This window comes from Pantoea sp. GCM10028869, from assembly GCF_042666835.1.
GTDB classification, from domain to species: domain Bacteria; phylum Pseudomonadota; class Gammaproteobacteria; order Enterobacterales; family Enterobacteriaceae; genus Pantoea; species Pantoea leporis.
The window spans coordinates 499426-512216 of record NZ_JBHTGO010000004.1 but is presented as its reverse complement, the minus strand read 5'-3'; the positions used below and the strand labels follow the sequence as shown (position 1 = coordinate 512216).

Here is a 12791-nt window from a genome sequence, read left to right as displayed (position 1 = left end):
GCTGACCCGCCAATTGACCGAGTCAGCGGCTATTTACAGGCTTAACGCCGTTTCACTATCATCAGATTAAGCGCATAACACAGACATTAAGGTGATTAACACATGTTGGAGTGGATCATTGATCCGTCGCTGTGGGCAGGATTAGTAACGCTAATCGTTCTGGAGCTGGTGTTGGGCATTGATAACCTGGTTTTCATTGCCATCCTCGTCGAAAAGCTGCCGCCGAAGGAACGCGACCGTGCGCGCATTATCGGCCTGCTTCTCGCGCTGGTGTCGCGTTTAGCGCTGCTCGCCTCACTTTCCTGGCTGGTAACCCTGACACAACCGCTGTTTACTCTGTTGCACCACGACTTCAGCGCCCGCGATCTGCTGCTGCTGTGCGGCGGCTTCTTTCTTCTTTATAAAGCCACCACCGAGTTAAACAGTCGCCTGGAAGGCGCTGACGAGGAAACCGGTCAAAATAAAAACGGTGCTAAATTCTGGCCGGTGGTGGCGCAAATAGTGGTGCTGGACGCCATCTTCTCGCTGGACTCGGTGATTACCGCCGTTGGCATGGTCAACGATCTGCCGGTGATGATGGCGGCAGTAACGATAGCGATTCTGCTGATGCTGTTGGCGAGTAAGCCACTGACGCGTTTCGTTAACGGCCATCCAACCATCGTGATTCTCTGTCTGAGCTTCCTGCTCATGATCGGCTTCAGCCTGGTGGCCGAGGGGTTAGGCTTCATTATTCCAAAAGGGTATCTCTACGCGGCGATTGGTTTCTCTATCGTCATCGAGATACTCAATCAGTTGGCGATGTTCAATCGCCGCCGCTTTCTCACTGCCGGCCGTCCACTGCGTCAGCGTACGTCAGAAGCCGTTTTGCGCATTCTGCGCGGCGAGGCGCAGCGTGCGGAACTGGACGCCGATACCGCTTCACTGGTCAGCGATAGCGAAGAGGGCGCGCTATTTAACCGTCAGGAACGGCGCATGATTGCGCGCGTACTGGGGCTGGGTCAGCGCCAGATTAATAGCATCATGACGTCGCGCCACGACATCGAGCATATCGACCTCACCGAAGATCCGGCGGAGATTATGGCGAAGCTCGATCGCAATCAACACACGCGTATTCTGGTGACCGAACAGGGCCGCGACCCGCTCGGTGTGGTGCATGTGATTGATCTCCTGCATCAATCGTTGCACAGCAAATCACTGGATTTACGCTCGCTGATTCGCCAGCCATTAATCTTTCCTGAGCGCGTCACCTTATTACAGGCGCTGGAACAGTTCCGCAACGCGCGCACCCACTTCGCCTTTGTGGTGGATGAGTTTGGTTCGGTGGAAGGCGTGGTCACGCTGAGCGATCTGATGGAAACCATCGCCGGCAATCTGCCGAATGAAGGGGAAAAAATCGATGCGCGCTATGATATTCAAGTGCTGCCCGACGGCGGTTGGGTGGCGAATGGTCATATGCCGTTAGAGGATTTAGCCGTCTACGTGCAGCTGCCACTTGATGAAAAGCGCAATTACCACACGCTGGCAGGATTACTGATGGACAGCCTGCAACATGTGCCGCAGGAAGGCGAAGAGTTACAGATCGGTGATTATCTGCTGCGAACGTTGCAGGTAGAAAATCACCGCGTGCAGAAAGTGGAAATAGTGCCGATAGCACCGTAATAAACCAGGTCGCCATAAATGGCGTAATGCTTGTCAGTTAAAACATGAAAACCCTAATTACCGAGAGCACACATTGTAGCGGCGCAATTCATTGCGCGATAAATCGCGCCGCTACGGAATGTGCGGTGATTTGAGACGGCGCTTAACTGAGCGGCATTGCGCCATAAATGGCGCCCCTACGGCTGCTTCGCCGGTTGTTGGCGATCCAGCCACTGATTGAGCCGCGACTTCGCTTCGCTTTGCAGTTGCTGACGCACCACGTCATCCACCGGCAACGAGTACTGCAGATTATTCCAGCTGCCGTACATGCGCAGCGGAATAGTTTGCTGGTTCAGCAGCGCAGCTAATTTATCGTCGCCCTGCCAGCCGCGCAGCATCATATTAATGGTGACGTCGAGCTGCTGTTTAACCATATCGACATTGCCTTTGGTTTGCACCGCCAGACGACTATTGCCGCCCTGCAGATCCGGCAAGCTGAAGATGCCTTGCTTGAGACTCACGCGCCCACTCAACTGCTGAATGCCCTGATCGTCGGGTTGATCGTTGGTGACACGATTACTGACGCGCGCCACCGCACGGCGCACCATCTGCTGCAGATTCAGCTGCGAAAGCTGCAAATTAGTGGCTTCCAGATCCGCACTGCCCTGCCAGTTACGTTTTGCCTCTTCAATGCTCAATCCAGCGCCGCTCACATCGCCTTGCAGTGAAACCGTGCCTTGCAGCGTTTCTGGCAGTTCTAATGCTTTCAGCAGCGGCGCAATGGCGATGTTATCCAGCTCAGGCTGGAATGCCACTTGCGCCACCGGTTTGCGGATATCCACTGAACCGGGAACGGAGAAATGGCCTTCGCCAAATTTGCCTTGCAGCTTACTTAGCGTCATCAAACCTTGCTGATTGCTGGCATCGATCTGCAAGTTGGTCAGCGTCAGGCCGCGCCACACGCTGCTATCGGCGGTGAGATTGAGCGTCAAATCCAGCTGATTCAGCGGCGAGTTGCTGTTATCACGCATTCGCGGTTCAGCAATCACTGGCGTGCTCACCACATTGGCTCGCTGCGGCGCGCTGCTATCCGTCACCGGTGCATTCGCCATCAACGCGTCGATGTCTAAACGGGTGGCGTGTAGCGCCAGATTAAGCTGCTGCGGCAGCGCCAGACGCCCCTCGGCGCTGCCATCCAAGGCGCTGTCATTGGCGGTGAGCTGCATCTTCTGTAGGGAGAAACGCTGATTGTCACCGTTCCATTCGCCCTGCCCGCTCAAGGTGCCTTTGATGCCCTGCGTCGGCAGATTGGCGCCGTCGATGGCGTAATTCAACTCATCCAGCTGTCCGACCAGACGATGTGGGTATTGCGCCACATTCATCTGACCTTTGAGATTGACGCTAACATTGCGCTGATTACGCGAAATCCGGGTAGCCAGATTGATGCTGGCCTGCTTGCTGGCATCCTGATCGAGGTTGAGATTGAGGTCGCGGAAATTATATTCGTCGCCGCCGGGCTGCTGCCAAATCAGCAGGCTGTCGGCAAGACGCAGTTTGCCAATCGTGAATGACCAGCCGTTATCGCTGCTGCTCACTGGCTCGGCATCACCCGGCCCCACTGGCGCGCCGCTCGGCTTTTGTGCGGCGCTGTCTGGCGTGACGCGGATGATGGCGTTTTTCAGCATCACCTGGCTGACGCTAAGCTGATGCGACAACAGCGGCCAGAGATGGACATCCAGGCGCATATTATCGGCGGTGACCATCGGCTGCGTCGCACCCGGCGCGGTCAGACTCATGCGTCCGGCGAGAATGCTAAGCTGCGGCCAGACGTGCCAGCGCAGATCGCCGCCTACCTGAAGCTGATAACCACTGCGCTGTTCTACCTGCTTTACCATGTAGGTGCGAAAGTCGTTGGGATTGACCAGCAACACCAATGCCGTCATGCCCGCCACCACCACCACTAACAGGATGGCCAGCGTTGTTATCACTCTTCTCATCACATCCTCATTGCCTTAATACTTCACGTTGCAGCAGCGTTGGCTGCGCTCGCTCACCCCGGTCACTTACTGATAGTCAGTCTTTGTCGATGCGGCTGGCATCCGCGCCCTGCTGACCACGATATTTGGCATCTTCGCGACGGTTATACGGTCGCGCAGCCGGGCCCGACAGCGGCTCAAAGCTCAATGCACCAATCAACATGCCTGGACGCAGCGCAAGCGGCAGTTTGCCTGAATTATAGAACTCCAGCACGATACGGCCTTGCCAGCCCGGATCGATACGGTGCGCCGTGACGTGCACCATTAAACCCAGGCGTGCCAGCGAAGAGCGGCCATCCAGCCAGCCGACCAGATCGTCAGGAATGGTGACCGATTCCAGCGTTACCGCCAGCGCCAGCTCGCCAGGATGCAGGAAAAAGGCTTCGCCTTCCGGCAGCACAATCTCGTCGCTCATCACACGGTCCAGCGCGGCACTGACTTCATGCTTTGGACCACTCAAATCAATAAACGCCGCCGTATGACCGCTAAAAGTGCGGAACTGATTGCCGAGGCGCACATCCACCGTGGCGCCGTTGATGCGTTCCACTGGCGGGCGCGGCTCAATCGCCAACTTTCCGTTGTCCAGCCAGGCTTCAATATCGCGATCGCATAATCTCATCGCAGGTACTCCATGAATTAAGTGTAGCGAATGGCTACGACAGCGCGTCACGCCGGGGCGGACGCCATGTCGTCAAAGATACTGATTAATCTTGGCCTTGAGGATATCAATGGCGATACGGTTTTTTCCGCCGCGCGGCACAATGATGTCAGCGTACTGCTTGGAAGGTTCAATAAATTGCAGGAACATCGGACGCACGGTCTTCTGATACTGGCTCATCACCGAATCCATAGAGCGACCGCGCTCATTCACATCGCGCTTCATGCGGCGCATCAAACAGATATCCAGCGGCGTATCGACGAAGATAGAGAAATTCATCTCCTGACGCAGGCGCGCATCGGTTAACAGCAAGATGCCTTCGAGAATGATGACTTTTTTCGATTTGAGATGAATACAGTCGCTGGTGCGGGTGTGCTCAACATAGCTGTAAACCGGCAACTCAATTTCCTGACCAGCTTTAAGCGCGCGCAGGTGCTGCAACAACAGATCATGATCCATCGCACTCGGATGGTCATAGTTGGTTTTCACCCTCTCTTCCATGGTGAGGTGGCTCTGATCTTTATAGTAGGCATCTTCGGGGATCACACCGATATGCTCGTCACCGACCTGGTCACGGATTTCACGATAGAGCGTGCTGGCGATAAGACTTTTTCCGGATGCGGATGCACCTGCGATGCCAACGATCACGCACTGATGAGACTTGTCAGTCATACTTTTTTAAGACCTGATAACTGGAGCCTGCCTAAGCCGAAGCTGCAACGGGCCGAATGAGAGGGTTAGTTGGCGGCAATTATAGGTATTTCACCGGGTTGATGCCAGAGAAATGGGCCAACGGCTTTTCAGAATATCCCCTTTTGCGGCCAGACGCTTAATCGATACACTGTTCATCTGCCAACACTGCAGCCGGCGTTGGCACTCCGAATATAGCCGCAAGGAAAAGTATGAGCTGGAAAACCCTGACCTATTTTGGCGACAGCATGTTGCTGATCCCGACCGCGGTGATCATCGCGCTGGTCTTGCCATGGAAAAGCGACAACCGCCAAACCGTCTGGTATTGGGTGCTGGCGTTTGGTCTGGCTGGCCTGGTGGTGAGCGTCTCGAAAATCCTGTTTCTCGGCTTTGGCATTGGTAGCGCCCGATTCAACTTTACCGGCTTCAGCGGCCACAGCGCGATGTCGGCCACGCTCTGGCCGGTGATGATGTGGCTGATCTCCGGCCGCTGGTCGCCGCGCTGGCGCCTGTTTACCATTGGCATCGGCTATCTGATCCCGTTGATGGTTGGCCTGTCGCGCCTGGTCATCCACGCGCACTCCAAAAGCGAAGTGCTGGCGGGCCTGATGCTTGGCTTTACGCTTAGCACCGCATTCCTGCTGACGCAGCGCCGCACTTCACTAAAGGGCTTTAGCCTGCCGCAGATTGGCGTCGCGCTGCTGGTGCCGCTGTTGCTGCTGAGCCACGGCCGCGTCGCCACCACGCAACAGTTCCTCGAACGCTTCTCTGCCAATCTTGCCGGCTTAGAAAAGCCGTTTACCCGCGCCGATCTTTTTCGCTAATCCCGTTTGGCCCTTTGCGCGCAAAGGGCCAATCAATTCAGTGAATAACGACTAAAGTCGAATTCCCCGCAGACATCTCAAACAGATGTGCTAGCATGCAAAATAGTGATTGATTGGCGCATTTTCCATCGTGAATCAGGTGCGCGCTGCTGGATTCTTGCATGACCCTCGAGATACTAACTTCACAGGAAAGGCCACAGCGAACCTGGCTCAATGCCTTGCTCATTGGCGGGCTCACTTTTCTACTGACGCTATTTTGCCTGGAACTGATTGTTGTCAGTGGCCGTATTTCGCCGCTTTGGTACTCCACCGCGCTGATGACGGTGATCGTGTTTCGCGCCCACTCCAAACACGTTCCCTTGCTGCTGCTTGCCTGCGTACTGGGTACCGCGTTGGCCAATCTGATCATTATTGGTCCCGCACTCAGTAACATTAAGTTCGCCATCTTAAATATGGTACAGGCGATTCTGGGCGGCGTGATGCTGCGCGCGCTGCTCGATCGCCGCGCCCCGCTCAATTCGTTACTCGACTGGGTGCGCTTTGCCCTGTGCGCCGGCCTGATTGCGCCGCTGTTAGGTGGCGTCGTGGCATTGTGGATGCTGCATGTAGGCAGCAATGCGTCACTGCCCTTCTTCTCGACGTGGGTGATTTCTGAGGTGATCGGCGTGCTGGCGTTTGGCCCGGTGTTATTGCTGTGGCCAAATAAACCGCTGCGCCAGATTTTGACGCCAGGCCGTCAGTTGGAAACCGGCCTGACGCTGCTTGTCACGCTGCTCGCCAGCTATTTGTCGCTGCGTTTTCTGCCGTGGCCCTTCACTTTTATTGTGGTGATTCTTTTTTGGTGCTCGGTGCGGCTACCCAAGTTCGAAGCGTTTCTGCTGTTCTTCCTCAACGCCAGTTTCATCTCGATTCTGCTGGCCTTTAACTGGGTCAACCTGGCGCAAAACGGCATGCTGCTCGGCCAGGTCAGCACCTGGCTGCCGTTTCTGTTGGTGCTGCTGCCGAGCCACGTGATGGCGCTGGTGATGGATGCCTTCCAGCGCGAGAAGCATCATATCAGCGAGAGTGAAACCCGCTTCCGTAACGCTATGGAATACTCCGCGATTGGCATGGCGCTGGTTTCGCCGAATGGCGGTTGGCAGCAGGTCAATCATTCGCTGTGCCAGACGCTGGGTTTCCCGGCCGATGAGCTGAAAAAGCTCACCTTCCAGCAAATCACCCATCCCGACGATCTCAACAACGATTTACAGCAGCTGGAGCGATTGGTGGCGGGTGAAATCATGACCTACACCATGGAGAAGCGCTATTTTCGCAAGGATGGCGAAATCGTCTGGGCGCGCCTGACGGTATCGATGGTGCGCGACGCCGCGCAACAGCCGCACTACTTCATCGCGCAGATTATCGATATCTCCGAATTGAAGCAGAGTGAGCAGATTAATCGACGCTTGATGGAGCGCATCACGCTGGCCAATGAAGCTGGCGGCATTGGCGTGTGGGAGTGGAATCTGCTGACCGGCGAGATGTTGTGGGACAAGCGCATGTATGAGCTGTTTGGCTTAAGTCCGCACCAGACGCCCACCTACGATCTGTGGGTGCATCTGCTTGATCCGGCCGAGCGGGAAACCGCCACGCTTGTGGTGCAGCAGGCCATCGAACGCCGCAGCGCTTTCCAGCTGGAATACCGGATTAATTTACCGGAAGGCCCGCGCTACGTGCGCTCTGAGGCCAACCGCATTCTGAGTCAGGATGGTCAGATTGAACGTATGCTCGGCATCTGTCAGGACATCACGCCGCTGCGCGCGCTGAATGAAGCGCTGTTCCAGGAAAAAGAGCGCATGGCGATCACCCTCGATTCCATCGGTGAAGCGGTGATCAGTACCGATGATGAAATGCGCGTCACCTTTATGAATCCGGTTGCCGAAACGCTGAGCGGCTGGCCACAGGAAAAAGCCGCAGGCGTACCCATTACCGAACTGCTTAACATCACGCGCGGCGCGAGCGGCCCGCGCGTCGATAATTTGCTGTTGTGCCAGCTGCCGGACGAAAAAATCTCTCCCGAACTCGATGAAGAGCTGGTGCTGCATACACCAGACGGCACGCGCGTGGAGATCCACTACAGCATCACGCCGCTGAAAACCCTGACTGGCGCCAGCATCGGCGCGGTGATGGTTATTCAGGACGTCAGTGAATCGCGCAAGGTGATGAAGCGCCTGAGCTACAGCGCTTCACACGATATGCTGACGCGCCTGCCAAATCGTCACAGCTTCGAGCAGCGTTTGAAGCAGTTGGTGAATGATGCGGCGGCCAACAATACCCATCACGTCTTGGTATTTATCGATCTGGATAAATTCAAGGCGGTGAACGATACCGCCGGGCATGCCGCCGGGGATGCGCTGCTGCGCGAACTGGCAGAGCTGATGCTGCATCATCTGCGCAGCAGCGATATGCTGGCGCGTTTGGGCGGCGACGAATTTGGCGTGCTAATGCCGAATTGCGAAGTGGATCAGGTGCGCGACGTGGTGCAGCGTATCGTCACCGCCGTGAGCGAATATCGCTTTATGTGGCAGGAGCAGACTTATCACGTCGGCGCGAGTGCCGGCATCACGCAAATTGATCAACGTAACTGCATCAGCAATGTGGTGATGTCACAGGCCGATGTCGCCTGTTACAGCGCAAAACACGCGGGCCGTGGTCAGTATCACGTTTATCAGGAAGTGCAGATGTAATCTGCCACGTCTGCCCATTGCCAGCCCGCGCTGGCTGCGCTAAAGTCGCCCCCTTTTTTCCGGCATGGGGGATAAATATGTTTATCGGATTCGATTACGGCACAGCAAACTGCTCAATTGCGGTCAGCGATAATGGCACGCCGCGCCTGCTGACACTGGAGAATGGTCAGCGCCTGCTTCCCTCCATGATTTGCGCGCCAACGCGTGAAGCGATCAGCGAATGGCTGCATCGCCATCATCAAGTCCCAACGCCGGACAGCGAAGGCACCGCCTTATTGCAGCGTGCGCTGCGCTATAACCGCGAAGAAGATATCGACGTCACGCCAGGCAGCGTGCAGTTCGGTTTGACCGCGCTGCAGCAATATATGGTCGATCCCGAAGAAGTGTGGTTCGTGAAGTCACCGAAATCCTTCCTCGGCGCTAACGGCCTGAAGCCACAGCAGATCGCCTTCTTTGAAGATCTGGTGTGCGCGATGATGCTGCATATTCGTCAGCAAGGCGAAGCCCAGCTCGATCGCCCGATTGAGCAAGCGGTGATTGGCCGCCCGATTAACTTCCAGGGTTTAGGCGGCGAAGAGGCTAACCAGCAGGCGCAAGGCATTCTGCTGCGTGCGGCACAGCGCGCCGGTTTTCGTGATGTGGAGTTCCAGTTTGAGCCGGTGGCGGCGGGCCTCGATTTCGAAGCCACGCTGCAGAAAGAGACGCGCGTATTAGTCGTCGATATCGGCGGCGGCACCACCGACTGCTCGATGCTGCTGATGGGGCCGGAATGGCGTCATAAAACCGATCGGCGTGAAAGTTTACTTGGCCACAGCGGATGCCGCGTGGGCGGGAACGATCTCGACATTATGCTGGCGTTTAAAACCCTGATGCCGCTGCTGGGCCTCGGTGGCAATACGCAGAAAGGCACCGCGCTGCCCGCGCTGCCGTGGTGGAATGCGGTGGCGATCAACGACGTTCCGGCACAGAGCGACTTCTATTCTGCGGCCAGCGGCAAACTGCTGCGCGATTTGATTCGCGATGCTGAACACAGCGACAAAGTGGCGCACCTGCTGAAAGTGTGGCAGCAGAAGCTGAGCTATCGTCTGGTGCGTGCGGCGGAAGAGAGCAAGATTGCGCTGTCGGAGGTGAAAGAGACCGATGCCTCGCTGGCGTTTATCGCCGCGCAATTGCAGGCGCAAATTAGCGCTGCGCAGCTGGAAGAAGCGATTAATCAACCGCTGGAGCGCATTCTGGAGCAAGTGCATCTGGCGCTCGCCACCTGCGAAACCAAGCCGGAAGTGATTTATCTCACCGGCGGTAGCGCACGTTCTCCGGTGTTGCGCGCGGCGCTACAACAGGCGCTGCCCGATACGCCTATCGCCAGCGGCGATGACTTCGCCTCGGTGACCGCCGGCCTCGCCCGCTGGGCTGAAGTGATGTTCAGATAATCCCCTCTCCCTGCCCTCTCCCAAAGGGAGAGGGCAAAGCCACAGATTCTGCCAGATTAGAAATTCACGTTCGCACTGATCCCACCCACAAACGCATCTTTCACTTCACTTACCGCACCCGGCGCCACCACATATTGCAGGTTCGGACGCAGCTGCAGCCATTTGGTCAGTTGCGCGTTGTAGTAGATCTCATAGTTGTACTCTGAGCCATCCTGAATCGGCAGATAGGTTGGGCTATTGAAGTCAGTCTCACCGTTCGCGTTGTTCTGCTCACGCTGCGAACGCGTGTAGGCGCTGTTAACGTGAATACGTGCCGCACCCACACCAATCTCATCCTGCGGACGCGCATCAAACGGCCCTTTCCAGGTGAAGCTCACCGACTGATAATTATCCGTTTTCGAGGTTTTGTGGTCGTTCATCACCGCTTGAACGGTGACGCCTAAACCACGGCTGGCATCGCCGCCCTGCGCGGTCAGTTGCTGTTGCAGCAGCACGTAGCCGCCGTAAGCGTGATCCTGGCTTTGATAAGCCCCATCGCGCCAGCTGCCGTAGTTGTCGCCGTTAGCCGAAGAGTAGTAATAGCCGATACGGTAATTACCCGGCAGCTTGTCGGCGCCTAACGTCGGTTTCCAGCCCAACTCTACCGGCACCAGATTGCCTTCGGAGTTGCTGGTATCAAGACGGAATCCGTCGCCGCGATCGTAGTTGGCGCGGTTCTGGTTATAGAAGCCCACCTGGAAGAACACTTCAGGTGTGATATTCACCTTCACGCGGCCGCCCCATTGGGACACCGGCCAGTTGAACCAGCGATCGCCACGCCAGTTACCGGCCTGGCCGCTACCGAACGCCAGGTTCTGGAACTTACTGTCAAAGTTATCGAAATCTTCACCGACGGTAACGCGACCGGCTTTCAGGTTCACGGTGTTATCGAACAGACCTTTGCTTAACCAGAACTGGGTTAAACGCCAGGTTTGGCCGCGTCCGTACACTTCCTGAGTGGAGGACAACATGCCGGTGCGACGATCGGCGACCTGGTCGGAAATGTTCTGACCATTACGATCGGTAATCGTCATCTGGAATTGCGCATCCTGCCAGTTGAGCAGTTTTTCCAGGTCGAAGTTAGCGCCAAACGCCCACTGATCGCTGTAGCGCATTGAGGTGTTGGTATCGGCGCCGCCCGCCAGATTGGAGCCGCTTTCCATGGTGTAGTTAACGTCGAATTTTATGCCGTCATTTTCCAGCTGCGTTCGGTAACCGCCCCAATCACCAAACATATAGGGAGAGTCGTAACTGAAAGCATCAGCGGCCAGCGCAGATGCACTCAGCATCGCAAACATCAGAGTTCCCGCTGCCAGGCGGGGTAAATGCTGCACTGCTTCTTTTCTGTTCATGATGGTTATTCTTATATGAAGTTACTGGAATGGATCGAACAGAGGATAGTGCTGAGGATTTGTCAGTTTTTGCAAATATGTGCGCAGTTTACCGCAGGATGATAGTTCGTTAGCGCAATTGTGACGTCTGTCGATGATTGAAAATCTTTTGTGGGAAATGGCATTTTTTGTGAGGCAGAGCTGGAAAATAGCGGGACGCCGTAGCGTCCCTGAAAACCTTACAGTTTGCTGGCGCTCGCCAGCTCTTCGATCTCTTGCTTGCTGAGCTCGAGCTGTGTAGCTTTCACTAACTCATCCAACTGCTCCAGCGATGTGGCGCTGACAATCGGGGCGGTAATGCTCGGACGGGCAATCTGCCACGCCAACGCCACCTGCGTTGCCGACACATCGTGCGAGGCGGCGACATCTTCCAGCGCTTCAACAATGCGCTTACCGCGTTCATTCAGGTACTTGTCAACGATGCCCTGCCCGCGCTGACTTTTGCTGGCATCCTCTGGCTTTTTGTACTTACCGCTGAGGAAGCCGCTGGCCAGCGAATAGTAGTTAATCACGCCGAGGCCATTTTTCACCGCAACCTGCTCCAGACCGCTTTCATACTCCTGGCGATCGTAGAGATTGTATTCCGGCTGCAGGGTTTCATAGCGCGCCAGGCCATGTTGCTTGCTCACGTCCAGCGCTTCCTGCAGACGTTTAGCGTTGTAGTTGGACGCGCCAATGGCACGCACTTTGCCCTCCTTGATCAGCGAGTCGAAGGCTTTCAGCGTGTCCAGCAGCGGCGTCGCGTCATCATCGCGGTGCGCCTGATAAAGATCGATGACGTCGGTTTGCAGGCGGCGCAGCGAATCCTCTACCGCCTGACGAATGTAAGCCGGCTTGAGGCCGGTTTTCTCCGGCGACAGCTCCATGCCGACTTTGGTGGCCAGTACGATGCTGTCGCGCTTGCCGCTTTTCTTCAGCCATTTACCGATGATGGTTTCCGATTCGCCACCTTCATTACCCGGCGCCCAGCGCGAATAAACGTCGGCGGTATCGATGAAGAACAAGCCCTTCTCCACCAGCGCATCAAGCAGGGAAAATGAGGTTTTCTCATCCACCGTCCAGCCAAACACATTGCCGCCAAAGGTGAGACGGGGAACTTCAATACCGCTGTCGCCGAGCTGGCGGAGTTTCTGTTGACTCATTTTGTTCTCCTTATTCAAACGAGACAGGTCTGTATTGAGCTTAGCAAAGGAAATTGCCGCGCTTATGCCTATTGCTGGCAGAATATTTACAGAATATGAATACTTACCTTCAATGGGGCGATATTCTTATTTCCTTCAATTTTTGCCCGGTCCGGGCGACTACAATCATTCGTTTGCGAAATGGCTATTTTTATATTTCGCATTGGGGAAAACGAAA

General features: G+C 55.8%; 9 protein-coding genes. 4 read left to right on the top strand and 5 right to left on the bottom strand.

Annotated elements, in window-relative coordinates:
* The first annotated feature begins 102 nt into the window (after nucleotides 1-102).
* Nucleotides 103-1659 (top strand): TerC family protein, encoded by a 1557-nt coding sequence (locus ACFQW4_RS13635; protein ID WP_377725801.1) that lies wholly within the window; start codon nucleotides 103-105, stop codon nucleotides 1657-1659.
* A 176-nt stretch (nucleotides 1660-1835) separates the two neighbouring features.
* Here the strand turns inward: ACFQW4_RS13635 and asmA are convergent, their stop codons facing one another.
* The 3 genes from asmA to udk form a co-directional block, all read right to left on the bottom strand.
* The gene (asmA, locus tag ACFQW4_RS13630; protein ID WP_377725799.1) at nucleotides 1836-3635 is read right to left on the bottom strand and encodes an outer membrane assembly protein AsmA; all 1800 of its coding nucleotides are present in this window, start codon (nucleotides 3633-3635) and stop codon (nucleotides 1836-1838) included.
* Nucleotides 3636-3711: 76 nt separating this feature from the next.
* Nucleotides 3712-4293: a dCTP deaminase gene (gene dcd, locus ACFQW4_RS13625; protein WP_007888946.1), complete on the bottom strand. Its 582-nt coding sequence runs from the start codon at nucleotides 4291-4293 to the stop codon at nucleotides 3712-3714.
* Between the two features lie 72 nt (nucleotides 4294-4365).
* The gene (gene udk, locus ACFQW4_RS13620; RefSeq protein WP_008104883.1) at nucleotides 4366-5004 is read right to left on the bottom strand and encodes a uridine kinase; all 639 of its coding nucleotides are present in this window, start codon (nucleotides 5002-5004) and stop codon (nucleotides 4366-4368) included.
* Nucleotides 5005-5234: 230 nt separating this feature from the next.
* On the opposite strand from udk, the gene ACFQW4_RS13615 reads away from it, so the two are divergent.
* From ACFQW4_RS13615 to yegD, 3 genes are all read left to right on the top strand, one after another.
* Nucleotides 5235-5846, top strand: coding sequence for a phosphatase PAP2 family protein (locus ACFQW4_RS13615; protein ID WP_101763357.1), 612 nt, complete (start codon nucleotides 5235-5237; stop codon nucleotides 5844-5846).
* 161 nt (nucleotides 5847-6007) lie between these two features.
* Nucleotides 6008-8572, top strand: coding sequence for a diguanylate cyclase (locus tag ACFQW4_RS13610; RefSeq protein WP_377725796.1), 2565 nt, complete (start codon nucleotides 6008-6010; stop codon nucleotides 8570-8572).
* Between the two features lie 77 nt (nucleotides 8573-8649).
* On the top strand, nucleotides 8650-10002 hold the full coding sequence (gene yegD, locus ACFQW4_RS13605) for a molecular chaperone (protein WP_377725794.1): 1353 nt from the start codon (nucleotides 8650-8652) through the stop codon (nucleotides 10000-10002).
* Nucleotides 10003-10058: 56 nt separating this feature from the next.
* Here the strand turns inward: yegD and ACFQW4_RS13600 are convergent, their stop codons facing one another.
* Together ACFQW4_RS13600 and ACFQW4_RS13595 are read right to left on the bottom strand one after the other, a co-directional pair.
* Complete coding sequence (locus ACFQW4_RS13600; protein ID WP_167391199.1) at nucleotides 10059-11393, bottom strand: carbohydrate porin; 1335 nt, start codon at nucleotides 11391-11393, stop codon at nucleotides 10059-10061.
* A gap of 218 nt (nucleotides 11394-11611) precedes the next feature.
* On the bottom strand, nucleotides 11612-12574 hold the full coding sequence (locus ACFQW4_RS13595; protein WP_110866641.1) for an aldo/keto reductase: 963 nt from the start codon (nucleotides 12572-12574) through the stop codon (nucleotides 11612-11614).
* Between the last annotated feature and the right edge of the window lie 217 nt (nucleotides 12575-12791).